The 16488-nt window shown below is 74.4% G+C and carries 10 protein-coding genes; 6 read left to right on the top strand and 4 right to left on the bottom strand.

Annotated features, from left to right (window positions below; all coding sequences use genetic code 11):
- Positions 1–484 precede the first annotated feature (484 nt).
- On the bottom strand, positions 485–1021 hold the full coding sequence (locus tag ACIA5F_RS02210; RefSeq protein WP_399348132.1) for a MarR family winged helix-turn-helix transcriptional regulator: 537 nt from the start codon (positions 1019–1021) through the stop codon (positions 485–487).
- Positions 1022–1145: 124 nt separating this feature from the next.
- Between ACIA5F_RS02210 and ACIA5F_RS02205 the strand changes: the two genes are divergently transcribed.
- Positions 1146–2432: an MFS transporter gene (locus ACIA5F_RS02205; RefSeq protein WP_399348172.1), complete on the top strand. Its 1287-nt coding sequence runs from the start codon at positions 1146–1148 to the stop codon at positions 2430–2432.
- A gap of 89 nt (positions 2433–2521) precedes the next feature.
- Here the strand turns inward: ACIA5F_RS02205 and ACIA5F_RS02200 are convergent, their stop codons facing one another.
- Positions 2522–4282, bottom strand: a complete 1761-nt coding sequence (locus ACIA5F_RS02200) for a SpoIIE family protein phosphatase (RefSeq protein WP_399348170.1) — start codon at positions 4280–4282, stop codon at positions 2522–2524.
- A 156-nt stretch (positions 4283–4438) separates the two neighbouring features.
- A complete protein-coding gene (locus tag ACIA5F_RS02195; RefSeq protein WP_399348130.1) occupies positions 4439–5851 on the bottom strand; it encodes an NAD(P)/FAD-dependent oxidoreductase in 1413 nt (470 codons plus the stop codon).
- Positions 5852–6190: 339 nt separating this feature from the next.
- On the opposite strand from ACIA5F_RS02195, the gene ACIA5F_RS02190 reads away from it, so the two are divergent.
- Positions 6191–6964 (top strand): TetR/AcrR family transcriptional regulator, encoded by a 774-nt coding sequence (locus tag ACIA5F_RS02190; RefSeq protein ID WP_399348127.1) that lies wholly within the window; start codon positions 6191–6193, stop codon positions 6962–6964.
- A gap of 359 nt (positions 6965–7323) precedes the next feature.
- The gene (locus tag ACIA5F_RS02185; protein WP_399348125.1) at positions 7324–9363 is read left to right on the top strand and encodes a sigma-70 family RNA polymerase sigma factor; all 2040 of its coding nucleotides are present in this window, start codon (positions 7324–7326) and stop codon (positions 9361–9363) included.
- A gap of 51 nt (positions 9364–9414) precedes the next feature.
- On the opposite strand, the gene ACIA5F_RS02180 is transcribed toward ACIA5F_RS02185, so the two are convergent.
- Positions 9415–11625 carry an asparagine synthase-related protein gene (locus tag ACIA5F_RS02180; protein ID WP_399348123.1) on the bottom strand — a complete coding sequence of 737 codons (2211 nt, stop codon included), beginning with the start codon at positions 11623–11625 and terminating at the stop codon, positions 9415–9417.
- 630 nt (positions 11626–12255) lie between these two features.
- Here ACIA5F_RS02180 and ACIA5F_RS02175 point away from each other — a divergent pair.
- The 3 genes from ACIA5F_RS02175 (at position 12256) to trmB (ending at position 16335) form a co-directional block, all read left to right on the top strand.
- Positions 12256–13839, top strand: a complete 1584-nt coding sequence (locus ACIA5F_RS02175; protein ID WP_399348121.1) for a sporulation protein — start codon at positions 12256–12258, stop codon at positions 13837–13839.
- A gap of 83 nt (positions 13840–13922) precedes the next feature.
- A complete protein-coding gene (gene lhgO, locus ACIA5F_RS02170; RefSeq protein ID WP_399348119.1) occupies positions 13923–15134 on the top strand; it encodes an L-2-hydroxyglutarate oxidase in 1212 nt (403 codons plus the stop codon).
- 391 nt (positions 15135–15525) lie between these two features.
- Complete coding sequence (gene trmB / locus ACIA5F_RS02165) at positions 15526–16335, top strand: tRNA (guanosine(46)-N7)-methyltransferase TrmB (RefSeq protein ID WP_399348117.1); 810 nt, start codon at positions 15526–15528, stop codon at positions 16333–16335.
- Positions 16336–16488: the final 153 nt, after the last annotated feature.

The following is a 16488-nucleotide window of genomic DNA, read 5'->3' as shown; positions in this document are numbered from 1 at the left end:
GTTGATTTTTGGCACGCTGTTGAGTTCTCAAGGAACGGACGCTTCCTTTGTACTCACCCTCTCGGGCTTTCCTCCGGGCTTTTCGTTCAGTTCTTACTGTTTCCTGCTGTTCTTGCGTTTCCGACTCTATCAGACTCTTTCGTGTCCGACTTCCCCGGCGCTTTCCAGATCCAACACTTTCGCGCTTTCCCTTTCCGGCGAGTCCGACTCTATCAGATCCTTTCGGGCCTGACTCCCAGTCAGCGGGCTTTGCCTTCCGGGCTGTTGGGCCCTTCCGACTCCCGAACTCTAGCGGATTCCCCGGGCGGCTCATAATCGGGCCTTGGAAAGGGATTCGGACATGCCGAATTTCTTTCCCATGTGGGAGATCGTGCTGAGTTGGGTGCCGCAACGAGGCGGCGGGATGGTTGTCGCCAGAACCTTCCGACTCTGGGGCAACTCGGAGAACCCTACGGACCACGAGGGTCCGTGTCAACCCAGGAGGTCAGCTCCGGGGCTGGAGGTCCTCCACGCGGTCGAGCAGCCGGGTGAGCATGTCGCCCAGTACCCCGCGCTCCGCGGTGGAGAGGTCCTGGAGGAGGTCCTCCTCGAAGACCGTGGCCGCGCGCATCGCGTCCAGCCACTTGCTGCGGCCCTCGTCCGTCAGCTCCACGATCACGCGGACGCGGTTGGACTCGTCCCGCTCGCGGGTCACCAGTCCCTCCGACGTCATGCGGTCGATCCGGTGCGTCATCGCCGCCGGCGTGAGGCCCAGCTGCTTGGCCAGCTCGCTCGGACCCATCCGGTAGGGGGCGCCGGAGAAGACGAGGGCCTTGAGGACCTCCCACTCCGCGTTGCTGATGCCCAGCGCCGCGGTCTGACGTCCGTAGGCGACGTTCATCCGGCGGTGCAGGCGGCTCAGTGCCGACACCACCTTCTCGACCTGGGGGTCGAGGTCCTGGAACTCGCGCTGGTAGACGGCGATCTGCTCATCGAGGCTCGGCTCGTGGACGGGCGTAGTGCCGTCGGGGGTGTCACCCATGGTCCGAAGTATGGCACGGGAGCGTTGGCGTCTAACTCCTTCAATGTGTAGAGTTAAGGGTCGAAGTTTAGGTATGAAGTCTTCAGTCTTCAGCTCTCAAGGCAGGTGAGAAGTGACCAAGGTGATGGGCGCAGCGATGCGGCGAATCCAGGCAGGCAACGCGCTGACCGCGTTCGGTATCGGCTTCACGGTTCCGTTCCTCTACATCTACGCGGCACAGGTGCGGGGTCTGAGTTCCCTCTGGGCCGGCGCGACGTTCATCGCGTTCGCCCTGGGCGCGCTGATCGCGCTGCCGCTGACCGGTCGGGTGATCGACCGGCGCGGGCCCGTCCCCGTCGTCATCGGCGCGGCCGTCGCCGCCTCGGTCGGTGCGATCGCGCTGGGGCTGTCGACCGGTGTGGTGCCGATCCTGCTGTCGGCGCTGCTGCTCGGTGCCGGGCAGGCCGTCATGCAGCCCGCGCTCGCCACGATGATCGTGTGGTGCTCGACGAAGGAGACCCGTACCCGGGCCTTCGCGCTGCAGTTCTTCATGCAGAACCTGGGTCTGGGCATCGGCGGTCTCATCGGCGGCCTGATCGTCGACACGAGTCGGCCCGGCAGCTTCATGCTGCTGTTCACCATCGAGGCCCTGATGTTCCTGGTGCTGGCCGGGATCATCGCCACCGTGCGGATGCCGCAGGTGGCGAGCGTGCAGGGGGCCGTGGCGAAGGACGCCGCGCAGTCGGGCGGCGGCTGGAAGCGGCTGCTGGAGCACAAGGCGATGGTGCAGTTCTGCGTCCTGGGCTTCGTCCTGTTCTTCGCCTGCTACGGACAGTTCGAGTCGGGCCTGTCCGCCTTCGGCACCGAGTCCGCCAAGGTCTCCCCGTCCGTGCTCGGGTTCGCGCTGGCCGCCAACACCGGCGCGATCGTCGTGGCGCAGTTCGTCGTGCTGCGACTGGTCGAGAACCGGCGGCGGTCGCGGGTGATCGCGCTGGTCGGGCTGATCTGGACCGTGGCGTGGGTCATCGCCGGGTTCTCCGGGCTGGCGCACGGCAGCGCGATGGTGGCCGCCGCCGCGTTCATCACCACGTACGCGCTCTTCGGCATCGGCGAGGCCATGCTGTCGCCGACGCTGGCGCCGCTGGTCGCCGATCTGGCCCCGGAGGGGTCGGTCGGGCAGTACAACTCCGCGTTCGCGCTGGTCAAGCAGATGGCGCTGGCGCTCGGGCCGGTCGGTGTGCTGCTGGCCGCGAGCCTGCCGATGGTCTACATCACGATCTTCCTGTTCGTGTCGCTGGGCATCGCGTGGCTGGCGCTGCGGCTGGGCGGGCAGCTCACGCCGGAGCAGGACAATCCGGCGCTGGCCCGGATCGAGCCGGTACATGTGCACCCCGGCCCGAAGGCCGCTGTCGAGCCGGTGGCCTTCGCCTGAGCGGCCGGTGTCCGGTAGGAAGAGGATGAGGAAGGCCCCGGTCCGGTGGACCGGGGCCTTCGTGCTGTTCGCGGCCGGGCCGGTCGGCGCTACGTGGCCGGGGGCCTGTCCGGGAGGGCGAACTCGCACCAGACCGCCTTGCCGCCGCCCGGGGTGCGGCGGCAGCCCCAGGAGGAGGCGACGGTCGCGACGATCGAGATGCCGCGGCCGGTCTCGTCGGCCGGTTCGGCGCGGCGGCGGCGCGGAAGGCGGTCGTCCCCGTCGGTGACCTCGATGATCAGGCGGCGGTCGGTGCGGCGCAGGCGCAGCCGCATGGGCGGCGTCCCGTGCTGGAGGGAGTTGGCGACGAGCTCGCTCGCGGCCAGGACGCCGAGGTCGCACAGCTCGACCGGGAAGCGCCAGGAGGCGAGGACGCCCTGGGCGAAGGCGCGGGCGCGCGGGGCGGCCTCGACGCCGCCGAGGAGTTCCAGGGCGGCGTTGTGGAACAGCTCGGCATCGGCGCCGCTGCGGACGGGCTGCTGGAGGACCATCACGGCGACGTCGTCGTCGTGATCGGCGTCCACCCCCAGCGCCCGCATCAGCCGGCGGCAGATGACGGCCGGGGTGCCCTGGGCGCCGGAGAGGGCGCGTTCGAGGGCGGCCACGCCTTCGTCGATGTCCTCGTTGCGGCGCTCGACCAGGCCGTCGGTATAGAGGACGGCGGTGGAGCCGGGGCCCAGCGCGATGGTGCCGGAGGTGTGCAGCCAGCCGCCGGTGCCGAGCGGCGGGCCGGTGGGGTCGGCGGCGCGGCGCACGGTGCCGTCCTCGTCGCGGACGAGGATCGGGAGGTGTCCGGCGGAGGCGTAGGCCAGCAGGCCCTCGTTGGGGTCGTGGACGGCGTACACGCAGGTGGCGATCTGGCTGGCATCGATCTCGGCGGCGAGGCCGTCGAGGAGCTGGAGCACCTCGTGCGGCGGCAGGTCCAGGCGGGCGTAGGCGCGGACGGCCGTGCGCAGCTGGCCCATGACGGCGGCGGCGCGGACCCCGCGGCCCATGACGTCGCCGATGACGAGGGCGGTGCGGCCGGCACCGAGGGTGATGACGTCGTACCAGTCGCCGCCGACGGCCGCGTCGGTGCCGCCGGGCTGGTAGGTGGCGGCGACGCGGAGGTCGTCCGGCTGTTCCAGCTCCTGCGGGAGGAGGGAGCGCTGGAGGGTGACGGCGGCCTCGCGCTGGCGGCGCTCGCTGGCGCGCAGCCGGGCGACGGCCATGGAGTGGTCGGTGACGTCGGCGAGGTGGACCAGGACCCCGGTGCGGTGGGGGTCCGGGGCTCCGCCCGCGCCGGTCGGGGGGAAGTCGACCGGGGTGCAGGTGACGGTGTAGGTGCTGCCGCCGCCCGGGGCGGTGCGGTTCTTGGCGGTGCGGGGCTTTCCGCTGCGCTGGACCTGGTCGAGGAGCGGGAGGAGACCGAGCTCGCCGAGCTCGGGGAGGGCCTCGTGGGCGGGGGCGCCGGTGGCGCGGGCGCCGAAGCCGGCGGTGTAGGCGTCGTTGACGTAGGAGACGCGGTGGTCGGGGCCGTGCACGAGGGCGACGAGGGCCGGGAGGCGGCCGAGGACCTCCCGTACGGAGAGTTCGTCCGGGGAGGGCGCGGCGACGTCACCGGGGGCGGTGCCCGTGCCGTCGGGCGCGGGGTCGGCCGGGTGGCCGTCCTCGGCGGACGGGGACCGGTCGGGCGCGGGGTCGGCCCGGCCGCCGCGGGCCGCCGGGACGGAGCCTTCGACCCGCTTGGCCTGGGCGGCGGCGTGTTCGGTCCGGGCGGCGGCGCGACGCTGCGTTCCGGGGAACCGGGCGCTCCAGCGCGTGAAGTTCACTGCGTTCAAGCCTCGTGGTGTCGCAAGTGGTCGCTGTGTCTCCCCCAGCTGCCGCTGGGAGGTACCCCCAGTGGTCGGTCGCTGGACGGTGTCACTCTGTGCAGGTGTGAGCACACCTATGGTCACACGTCCAGTGTGGCCGACCGCACTGACAACTCAGCTCGGGCGGTCCTGCGGGGGGTCGGGGACGGGGGGCGGGGGAGGAGTCCGGTGGCCGCCACCTGCGGCCAGTTCGAATTCTGCCCTGGGGTGTTCGAGGGAGCCTAGGGAGACGATCTCGCGTTTGAAGAGCCCGGAGAGGCTCCACTCGGCCAGGACGCGCATCTTCCGGTTGAAGGTGGGGACGCGGCTCAGGTGGTAGGCGCGGTGCATGAACCAGGCGGGGTACCCCTTGATCTTGCGGCCGTAGACGTGGGCGACGCCCTTGTGGAGGCCGAGGGAGGCGACGGAGCCGGCGTACCGGTGGGCGTAGTCCTTGAGGGGTTCGCCGCGCAGGGAGGCGAGGAGGTTGTCGGCGAGGACCTTGGCCTGGCGCAGGGCGTGCTGGGCGTTGGGGGCGCATTCGCGGCCCGGCTCGTCGGCGGTGAGGTCGGGGACGGCCGCGGCGTCCCCGGCGGCCCAGGCATGCTCGGCGCCGTCGACGGTGAGGCGCGCGGTGCAGACGAGACGGCCCCGCTCGTTCCTCGGCAGGTCGGTGGCGGCGAGGACCGGGTGCGGTTTGACCCCCGCGGTCCAGACGACGGTGCGGGTGGGGAAGCGGGCGCCGTCGCTGAGGACGGCGACCCGGTTCTCGCAGGAGTCGAGGCGGGTCTCCAGCCGCAGGTCGATGTTGCGGCGGCGCAGCTCGCGGACGGTGTAGACGCCCATCTCGGGGCCGACCTCGGGAAGGATGCGGTCGCTGGCCTCGACCAGGACCCATCTCATGTCCTCGGGCTTGATGTTGTGGTAGAAGCGCGACGCGTAGCGGGCCATGTCCTCCAGCTCGCCGAGGGCCTCGACGCCCGCGTACCCGCCGCCGACGAAGACGAAGGTGAGGGCGGCGGAGCGGAGGGCGGGATCGCGGGTGGAGGAGGCGATGTCCATCTGCTCGATGACGTGGTTGCGCAGGCCGATGGCCTCTTCGACGGTCTTGAAACCGATGCCGTGGTCGGCGAGCCCCGGGACGGGGAGCGTGCGCGAGACGGAGCCCGGGGCGAGGACGAGTTCGTCGTAGGCGATCTCGACGTCCCCGGCCCCGTCCTCGGCGGCCAGCGTGGTGACGGTCGCGGTCCGCTTGGCGTGGTCGATGCTCCGGGCCTCGCCGATGACGACGTGGCACGCGCCGAGGACGCGGCGCAGCGGGACCACGACGTGGCGGGGGGAGATCGAGCCCGCGGCCGCTTCGGGCAGGAAGGGCTGGTACGTCATGTAGGGCTCGGGAGAGACCACCGTGACCTCGGCCTCGCCCGCTCTCAGCTTCCGCTGGAGCCGGAGCGCCGTGTACATGCCGACGTACCCCCCGCCGACGACGAGGATGCGCGTGCGGGGCGGGGTACCGGGGGCCGTGCCCCGGGAGTTAGCAGCCTTCACCGTCCCATGACGCAACGTGGCCGGGAGTTTGTCCACAGGCCCGACAGATTGTGTGACCGCAGGTGTGGCCGGGAGGGGCCGCCGCACGGATCGGGTGGGGGTGGAGGTGTGCAGGTCAGGGGGTGCGGAAGGAGCCGTTCCGCAGGGTCTGGAAGGAAAAGTGGGAAGGGATGCTCCGATCGGGCGGTGGTCCGTCCGGGGCTGCCTCTTCTGAATTGACTCTGGCTCAACTATGTTCGTATCGCCGAGTGCGGGACCAGGGCCACGTGACTGTGGCCCCCTCGGCATGAAGGCGGGGAGTGTCTCCGGGGGGAGACAAATGATTACCGGGGGAAACATATGAACATTTCCGATTTCCATGGCTCTGCGGCGGCGCTCTCGGTCGAGAGCGGCAGTCGCGTACTCACCGGTGGCACCACACACGGCGTGGGCCGGTCCACACCGCTGCGCGTCGACGCGCAGCGCAATCTCGAACACGTCCTGCGCGCCGCCCGCGAGGTCTTCGGCGAGGTCGGCTACGGGGCGCCCATGGAGGACGTGGCGCGGCGCGCGCGGGTCGGTGTCGGCACCGTGTACCGGCGCTTCCCGAGCAAGGACGTCCTGGTGCGGCGGATAGCCGAGGAGGAGACCTCGCGGCTGACCGAGCAGGCCAAGACCGCGCTGGGCCAGGAGGAGGAGCCGTGGCAGGCGCTGTCGCGCTTCCTGCGCACCTCCGTGGCCTCGGGCGCCGGGCGGCTGCTGCCGCCGCAGGTGCTGCGGGTCGGTCCGGCGGCCGAGGACGGCGCCGAGGGCGTGGAGGCGGCCCGGGTGCCGCACCAGCGCCAGGCGGTCCCGACCGGGGTCCCCGAACTGCGGGTCGTGGGCGCTCCGCGCGCCTCCGTCGAGGACGAGCCCTCGGAGGACTCGGGTGCGGGCGCTCTGCTGGAGGTGGTCGGCCGGCTGGTGGACCGCGCCCGGGAGGCGGGTGAGCTGCGCGCCGATGTCACGGTGGCCGATGTGCTGCTGGTGATAGCGACGGCCGCTCCCGCCCTGCCGGACCCGGCGCAGCAGGCGGCTGCTTCGACGCGGCTGCTCGACATCCTGCTCGAAGGACTGCGGTCCCGGACGGTCTGAACCCCGGCGGAGTACCCGGCCGGACTGTCCGGAACACCCGGGGGACGGTGGGACGGTGGGACGGTCCGGTCTCCGTGATCCGTTCCGTCGCCTTCCGCCCTTACTGTCCTTAACTGTCCTCCACCCTTCCGTCCCCCGGATTCCGTCCCGCCGTTCTTTCCGGTTGGTCGCTCCGGCGGCCGGGCGGGCGAACGGGTGGGCGGCCTGCTGGGGGCGCGCTCGAACGGGTGAGGAACAGTACGGCGATTCGTTCAGGCGCCCGGACGAGTGGATGGTGCGGAGAGGGCGCCGGAGGGTGTCCGCCGTGTGACACGCTGGATCGGTGGACCGGTTGAGTGTGGCGTGCGGGGGCTTCCGCGATGGGCGATGACGGTCGGGACGAGACGCTCGGTGGCACCGGCGGTGAGGCCGAGGCGGTCGATCTGACCGCGCGGCAGGTCCCGGCCCAGCGCGAACCGGGCGGCCGGCACGCCGGGCGCGCGGCCGGCACGGCCGGTCCCGGTACCGCCGCGGGCACCGGCGGTCCGGGCGGGCCGATCGGATCAGGTGGTGAACTTCCTTTGTCCGACGCCGACCTGATCGCCAGGATGCGTGGCGGTGACGACGGCGCGTACGAGGAGCTGTTCCGCCGCCACGCCGGCGCCGTCCGGCGCTACGCGCGGACCTGCTGCCGGGACGCGCACACCGCCGACGACCTGACCGCCGAGGTGTTCGCGCGGACGCTCCAGGCGGTCCGGGGCGGGGCCGGGCCGGACCAGTCGGTGCGGGCCTACCTCCTGACCACCGTACGGAGGGTCGCCGCCGCCTGGGCACGGACCGCCCGGCGGGAGCATCTCGTCGAGGACTTCGCGGTGTTCGCGGAACAGGCGGCCACCGGGGCGGACGCCGGTGCCGGGATGTCCGGGCTCTCGGGGGACGACGCGCTCGAACTGGGCGCGGACGTACGGGCGATGCACGAGGCGGAACGGTCGCTGGCGATGCAGGCGTTCCGGAGCCTGCCCGAGCGGTGGCAGGCGGTGCTGTGGCACACCACCGTCGAGAAGTCGTCGCCGAGCGCGATCGCACCGCTCTTCGGGCTGAGCGCCAACGCCACCGCGGTACTGGCCAGTCGGGCCCGGGAAGGGCTCAAGCAGGCCTACCTCCAGGCGCACGTGAGTTCCGCGCTGAGTGCGGGCGGGGACTGCGCGCAGTACGCGGACCGGCTGGGCGCGTATGCCCGGGGCGGGCTGCGGACACGGGCGGAGCGGGGGCTGCGCAAGCACCTGGAGGAATGCGCGAAGTGCCGGCTGGCCGCCGGGGAGCTGAGTGACGTCAACGCGGGCATCCCGGCGCTGCTCCCGGTCGCGGTCATCGGGTGGTTCGCCGCCGGGTACGTGGCCAAGGCCGCCGGGGTGGTCGCCGGAGGGGCCGTCGCCGCCGGTGGCGCGGGGGCCGCCGCAGCCGCCGTGGGCGGCTCCTCCGCGGGGGCGGGGGCCGCGGGTGGTACCGCCGGGGCCGGAGCGGTGGGTGCCGGGGCGGCCGGGGCCGGTGGTACCGCCGGGGCGGCGGCCGGTGGAGCTGCCGGTGGCGGGTCGGGGGCCGGTGGGGCCGTGGTCTCCGAGGGGCTGGGGTTACCGGCCAAGGCCGCCATCGCCGCCGGGATCGCCGTCGCCGCCGCGGCCGGGGTGGTGTTCGCCCTGACCGGGAGCAGCCCCGAGCCGCAGGCCCGGGCGAAGCCCGCGCCCAGTGCCGTGGCGCCGGTGGCGCCGGTCGCGCCCTCGCCGGAGCCGAGCCCGCCGGTGGCGCTGCCGCCGGTGGCGCGGAGTTCCGTACCGTCGCCCCGGGTGACGCCCCCGGCCTCGCCGTCGCCGTCGCCGTCGCCGTCCAGGTCCGTGGCGGCGAAGCCGAAGCCGTCGCCGAGCCGGGAGCGGACGACGCCCCCGCCGAGCGTCTCCCCGGCGAAGCCGGTGCCGCCGAAGCCCGCGCAGGGGTTCCAGCTGGCCCGGCTCGGCCACTCCGCGTACGGGGACCACAGCGGTCCGGAGGTGCAGACCTGGCGCAGCAGCTGGGTGTGGCAGCGCTGGGGGCTGGTCGTCGGTGACCGGCGGTTCGGGCAGGGCATCACCGTGAACTCCCGCTCCTCGGTGGAGATCACCCTCAACCGGCAGTGCACCGTCTTCTCCGCGCGGGCCGGGGTGGACGGCCTGTCCCTGCTCACCGACGGCACGGTGCGGTTCTCGGTCTACGCCGACGGGCAGCGGCTGTGGCGGTCCGCCGCCCTCGGGTACGGGGACCCGGCGGCGGCCGTGGAGGTCCCGCTGGCCGGGCGCTCGTCGCTGCGGCTGGTGGTGGAGCAGGCCCGCCAGGGCAGCCTCCCGACGCTGGCGAGCTGGGCCGACGCGGTGATCGGCTGCCGCTGAGACCACCGTTGGGACCACCGCTGGGACCACCGTTGAGCCCCGGAACGGCCCTTACGGGGACGGGGACCGGGAGGGGGCCAGCCGGGCCAGTGGGGGGACCGGCGAGGGGACCGCGCGGCGGCGGGGGGTGGAGGTTCCCGTCCAGCAGGTGCCGCGGCGGGCGAGGAGGCGGTGGAGCCACAGTTCCATCGAGACGAGCTCCGCGAGCCCGTCGAGCGGGACCGGGTGGCCGTCCGCCGCGTCCAGCAGGGCCTGCCGCACGGCCCGCGCCTCGATCAGGCCGGCGTCCGCGAGCAGCGGTGTGGTGAAGAGGGAGAGCAGGCCGGTCAGCGCCGCGCGCAGCCCCAGCCGGACCGCCGTCTCGTTCGGGGCGTGGGCCGGGGCGCCCCAGCCCGGCGGGAGTTCGCGCACCCCGGCCGAGGACAGGACGCTGCGCAGGATCGCGGCGCGGGCGCCGGGCTGGACGCGCAGGGACTCCGGCAGGGCGCGGGCGGCCCGCACGACCTGGTTGTCCAGGAACGGCGCGTGCAGGCGCTGGCTGCGGACCTCCACGGCCTGTTCGAAGACCCGGTGGTCGGCGGCGTGGCGGGCCAGCAGGGAGCGGGCCCGGGCCTCTCCCGGGCGCAGCGAGAGCGGCGGGCGCCCGGCGGCGGCGGTCAGCCGGATCGCTACTTCGGCCAGGGCCTCGCCGGTCAGCCAGCCCGCCGCCGGGCCGGGCCGGGACCAGGTCAGGGCGGCCAGCGAGGCGGCGACGGGGCCCGCCGCGGGGCCGGGGAGGTTCCCGTCGCGCAGGCGGGCGGCGGCGCTCTCCATGCCCGCGCGGTAGGAGGTACGGGCGAGGCGGCGGGCCGCCGCGTAGACGGAGAACGGGACCAGCAGGGACTGCCCCTGCGCCGGGGCCGAGCGGGCCAGGGCGGCGACCGGCCGGAGCAGGTGGCGGCGGCGGCGGTCCATCAGGAGGTCGGCCATCCGGGCCGGGTGCGCGTCGAGGACCTGGCGGGCGCCGTGGCCGGTGAAGTGGTCCGCCGATCCGGCGGCCAGGCGGCGCCGTTCGCGGGCGGCGAAGACCAGCGAGGGGCCGGGTTCGTCGGTCAGGGGTCCGTCGAGTTCGGCGTACGGGAGGGCTTCCCCGGCGGCGGCCACGACGACGTGGCGCAGGCGCGGGTCGGCGGCGATGGCGCGGGCCCGTTCCAGCTCGGCCTCGCGGCCCAGGGGGGTGGCGAGGTCGTTGAAGGTGACGGCGAGGAGCCGTTCCCCGGCGTGGCTGAGGACCGTGCCCGGGGCCCCGGGCAGGCCGGCGGCCAGCAGGGCCAGGGTCGCGGAGGCGCTGCCCCCGGAGAGGTCGGCGCCCACCCCGGGAACCGGGGCGCCCCGGGCGGCGCGCCGGTCGGCGGGGCCCATCCCGGGCACGGGTCCGGGGTCGGGGGGCATGGCGTCGGGGGCATGGCGGGGCGCCGTGAGCCGGGCGCGCACCGCGTCGACCAGTGCCTCCCGTACGCCCTCCACCGCGGGCCCGGCCTCGGCCTCGGGCGCGGCCGAGGCGAGCGAGGCCACCGGCTCGTACCCGGTGATCTCCCGCGAGCCCTCGCGCAGGATGAGCGCGTGGCCGGGCGGGATGCGCCGGACCCCGGCGTACGGTGTGCCGTCGCCCAGTGCCTCCGGGCTGTCGGGGCAGGCCAGCAGGGCCGCGAGATGGCCGACGTCGAGCTGTGCCTCGATGAGGTCGGCGAGCGGGAGGGCGGCGGTGGCGTACGCGGTCCCGCCCGCCCAGGGCGTGTAGAAGACGGGCCGGGCGCCCGCGAGGTCGCCGAGGACGGTGATCCGGCGGCCGGCCTGGACGACGGCGGTGTGGCTGCCGGGCCACTGGGTGAGGTGGCGCAGGGCCCCGCCGCGGGCGGCGAAGAGGGCGCGGCGCAGTTCGTCGTCGGTGGCTCCGCAGCGGCCGAGAACCGCGATGCGGGTGAAGGGGTCGGCGGGGTCGGCGGTGAGGGTGCGGATCTCGTCGGGGCGCCAGTCGCCGACGGCCCAGAGGGGGTCGGGGTCTCCCCAGAGGAGCTGGGCGCCGACGGGCTGGACGGTGCGTTCGGCGTCCTCGGCGGGGTCGGCCGGGTGGGCGGCGTCCGCGAGGCCGCCGCGCAGGGGGGCGCCGGCGTCGCCGTACCCGGGGCTCCGGCCGGGGCCGGGGCCGGGACCCTGGCCGAAGACGCGGCCGGCCGTGCCGAAGCTCGCGGCGATACTGCTCCAACCCACCAACCAGCGCACCGCCGCCTCCCCAGCCCGTGGGCACATGACCGGGGTGCGGGCAGCACGGCCGGCGCTGAGGGCGCGACCGCGGGACCCCGGGTGGCTCGGGTCCATGCTGCCACGGGACAGGCGTACGAGTGGGGTCAAGGGGGGCGCACATCTGGGCGAACGCGCCCCGGCCATACGGTACTTGGCGTTCCGCTCCCACCGCCCCACAGGCCGTTTTCGGCCATTCTCCAGACGGGCCAGGAGCCCACCGGACGCCGCCGGTGCCCGGTGGGCGGGCGCGGTCCGGGAGGCGAGATCCGCCCCCCGGACCGTTCCGCCACCCGCGGGGATTGAGGCAGCGGCATCCCCCGGCCCACGGAATCCGCGCAGCGGGCCGACCCACGCACCGCACATCGAATCGCCGGGTCACGGGACCGGCCAGAGCGCACGGAAGGGCGCACGGCCACACGGGCGGAGCACGCGCGGACGCGTGCGCCCCGGGCATGGCCCCCGGTCCGGCTGTGCGCGCGGACAACAATCCCGCCATACGGAAGTCGGGCCCTTAACGCTTGGGAGGCGGGGAACTACGCTGGGTTTACGAAATGCCGGGAGCCTATGCCCCGGCGGCTTCTGCGTTCCGCGTGCGACGAGGGGTGGCGCATGTCCAGGGAGTTCCGCGAGCCCAACGAGAAGCTCGGCGCCGTCCTCGCCCTGGCGGGCATCAGCAACGCCGGGCTGGCCCGGCGCGTCAACGACCTCGGCGCACAGCGCGGCCTGACCCTGCGGTACGACAAGACCTCGGTGGCCCGGTGGGTGTCGAAGGGCATGGTGCCCCAGGGCGCCGCCCCGCACCTGATCGCCGCCGCCATCGGCGCGAAGCTGGGACGCCCCGTGCCGCTGCACGAGATCGGGCTGGCGGACGCGGACCCCGCGCCCGAGGTCGGACTGGCCTTCCCGCGCGATGTGGACGCGGCGGTGCGCTCGGCCACCGATCTCTACCGGCTCGACCTCGCCGGGCGGCGCGGCGGCGGGATCTGGCAGTCGCTGGCGGGCTCGTTCTCCGTGTCGGCGTACGCGACACCCGCGTCCCGCTGGCTGATATCCCCGGCGGACGGCTCGGTGGCGCGCGAGCCGGGGGCCTTACGGGAACCGGGCCGGGCCCGTGACGCGGCGGGCGCCCGGGAACCGGCGGCGCACCCGGCACCGGCGGAGGGGGCGGCGCGGCCCCCGTCCGCCGACCGGCCGGCCCAGCCCGGCCGGCCCGGCACCGAGACCCCGGCCGTGCCGGTCGCGCAGGGCCCCGCGGGGGCCCCGGAGGCATCCCCGCAGCGGGTCGGGCACAGCGATGTGACGAAGCTGCGCGAGGCGGCCGAGGACGCGCGCCGCTGGGACTCCAAGTACGGCGGCGGGGACTGGCGTTCCTCGATGGTGCCCGAGTGCCTGCGGGTGGACGCGGCGCCGCTGCTGCTCGGCTCGTACAGCGACGAGGTCGGCCGCGCCCTGTTCGGCGCGACCGCCGAGCTGACCCGGCTGGCCGGGTGGATGGCCTTCGACACCGGCCAGCAGGAGGCGGCCCAGCGCTACTACATCCAGGCGCTGCGGCTGGCCCGCGCCGCAGCGGACGTACCGCTCGGCGGGTACGTGCTGGCCTCGATGTCCCTCCAGGCGACCTACCGCGACTTCCCGGAGGAGGGCGTGGACCTCGCGCAGGCGGCCGTCGAACGCAACCGCGGCCTGGCCACCGCCCGCACCATGAGCTTCTTCCGGCTGGTCGAGGCGCGGGCGCACGCGAAGGCGGGCGACTCGGCGGCGGCGGGTGCGGCGCTGCGGGCCGCGGAGGGCTGGCTGGAACGGGCGCGGGCGGGCGACCCCGACCCGACCTGGCTGGGTTTCTACTCGTACGACCGTTTCGCGGCGGACGCGGCGGAGTGCTACCGGGACCTGAAGATCCCGCGCCAGGTACGGCGCTTCACCGAGCAGGCCCTGTCACGGCCGACGGAGGAGTACGTGCGCTCCCACGGGCTGCGGCTGGTGGTGAGCGCGGTCGCCGAGCTGGAGTCCGGCAACCTCGACGCGGCCTGCGCGGCCGGCACCCGGGCGGTGGAGGTGGCGGGCCGGATCTCGTCGGCGCGCACCACCGAGTACGTACGGGACCTGTTGCAGCGGCTGGAGCCGTACAGCGACGAACCGCGCGTCGCGGAACTGCGGGAACGGGCCCGGCCCCTGCTCGTGACCCCCGCGTAACCCCCCGCGGGGCCCCTCGTGGCCGCATTGTCAGTGGCGGGGTGCAGTATGCAGGGGTGGGAGGTGGCGGTGTGGGCGGCGGCATGAGCAGGCTGGGCGGCGTGGACTGCGATGTGCTGGTGATCGGTGGTGGCATCGTCGGCATGTCGACGGCGTACGCCTTGTCGCGCCTGGCCCCGGGGACCCGGGTGGTCGTCCTGGAGAAGGAGAGCGGCCCGGCCCGGCACCAGACGGGCCGCAACAGCGGAGTCATCCACAGCGGGATCTACTACCGCCCGGGTTCGCTGAAGGCCCGCTTCGCGGTGCGCGGGGCGGCCCAGATGGTCAAGTTCTGCGCGGAACAGGGCATCGCGCACGAGGTGACGGGCAAGCTGATCGTCGCCACCGGGCGGGACGAACTGCCCCGGCTCCACTCCCTGGTCCAGCGGGGCCGGGAGAACGGCATCCCGGTGCGCGAACTGGGCCCGTCCCAGATCACGGAGTACGAGCCGCAGGTGCGCGGCCTGGCCGCGATCCACGTCGGGACGACCGGGATCGTGGACTACGGGCAGGTGACGCAGCGGCTGGCGGAATCCTCGGGGGCCGAGATCGTCTACGGCGGCGCGGTGGACCTGATCGCGCGGCGCGCCTCGGGCGTGGCCGTCCGGACCACCGCGGGCACCGTGGTCAAGGCCCGGGCGCTCGTGAACTGCGCGGGGCTCCAGTGCGACCGGATCGCCCGGCTGGCCGGGGACGAACCCGGCGTGCGGATCGTCCCCTTCCGCGGGGAGTACTACGATCTGGCCCGGCCCGACCTGGTCCGGGGGCTGGTCTACCCGGTGCCCGACCCGGCCTTCCCCTTCCTCGGCGTCCACCTGACCCGCTCCATCGGCGGCGGCGTCCACGTCGGCCCCAACGCGGTACCGGCCCTGGCCCGCGAGGGCTACGGCTGGGGCACGGTCCGCCCGCGCGACCTCGCCGACGAGCTGGCCTGGCCGGGAGCCTGGCGGATGGCCGCGCGGCACTGGCGCTACGGGGCGGGCGAGATCCACCGCTCCCTGTCGAAGCGCGCCTTCACCGAGGCGGTGCGCCGCCTCCTGCCGGCCGTCGTCCCCTCGGACCTGCGCCCCGCCACGGCCGGTGTCCGCGCCCAGGCCGTCCTGCGCGACGGCACCCTGGTGGACGACTTCCTGATCCAGGAGGCTCCCCGGACGATCCACGTCCTGAACGCCCCTTCCCCGGCGGCGACGGCCTCCCTCCCCATCGGCCACGAGATCGCCACCCGCGCCCTCGCCACCCTCCACTCCTCCCCCTGACCCCAGCCCACTCCCCCACCACCCCCACTGGGGACGGCCGGGAACGGCCGGAACGGTTACGCACGACCGGAACGGTTACGCACGAACCGGGACAGGGACGGAGACGGTACAGGGGACAGGGACGGAGACGGGGGGTGAGCCAAGCCGGGGACGGGGTGGGGTGCCGGCCGGGACGTAGAACGTGATGTGTTGGCGCGTACCACCGCACCCGCCTTCCCGCCTGGGCCAGGGCGCCATAAATCATGAGTCCCGGCCGGCACCCCGCCCCGGCACCGGCCCCATCGCCCCGCCCGACCGCCCCGGCCCCCGCACCGCCACCCCGCCACCCGCGCCCGGTCCCACCGCTCCGGGCGGCCGCCCCGGCCGCCCGGCGTCGTAGAATCACGTCACTGTGTCTGAGTCCCGAAGCCCCCAGCCCAGCCTCCCGGAAACCGCGCCGGAGGCGACCTCGTACGTCCCCCCCAAGTGGCGGACCGAGCCCCGTTTCCCCGACGGCCCCGCGCCCGACCCGGCAGGCTCGCACCACGAGCGGCGCATCCGGAGCTTCCAGCCCCGCCGCAGCCGGGTCACCACCGGCCAGGGCGAGGCCCTGAAGCGGCTCTGGAGCACCTGGGGCCTGGACATCGACGGCAACGAGGTCCTCGACCTCGGCGCCCTCTTCGACGGCCTCCCCGTCGTCCTGGAGATCGGCTTCGGCATGGGTGAGGCCACGGCCCGGATGGCCGCCGCCGACCCCGCCACCGGAATCCTCGCCGCCGACGTGCACACCCCCGGCCAGGGCAATCTCCTCGCCCTCGCCGAGCGGGGCGGTCTCACCAACGTCCGCGTGGCCAACGGCGACGCCATCATCCTGCTCCGCGAGATGCTCCCGCCCGACTCCCTGGCCGGCATCCGCGTGTACTTCCCGGACCCGTGGCCCAAGGCCCGCCACCACAAGCGGCGCCTGATCCAGCCCGAGTTCCTCACCCTGGCCGCCACCCGCCTGGCCCCCGGGGCCGTGCTGCACTGCGCGACCGACTGGGAACCGTACGCCGAGCAGATGCTCGAAGTCCTCACCGCGCACCCGGACTTCGAGAACACCCGGCCGGACGGCGGCTACTCCCCGCGCCCCGGCTTCCGGCCGCTCACCCGCTTCGAGGGCCAGGGCCTCGACAAGGGCCACCTCGTGCACGACCTGCTCTTCCGCCGCGCGGGCGCCTGACCGTACGGGGACGCGGCCGGACGGGGACCCTGCCGGACGCGGGCCCGGCCCGCCGGGCAACCGGTGTCCGGAGAATCGGTGCGCGGAGAACGGGTGCCCGGAGAACCGGCAACGTCACCGCGCGTGTCAGACCGGCTCGGTAGGGTCATGACG

Source organism: Streptomyces sp. NPDC051567, assembly GCF_044454165.1.
Taxonomy (GTDB): domain Bacteria; phylum Actinomycetota; class Actinomycetes; order Streptomycetales; family Streptomycetaceae; genus Streptomyces.
This window is presented reverse-complemented; position numbering and strand designations above follow the sequence as displayed.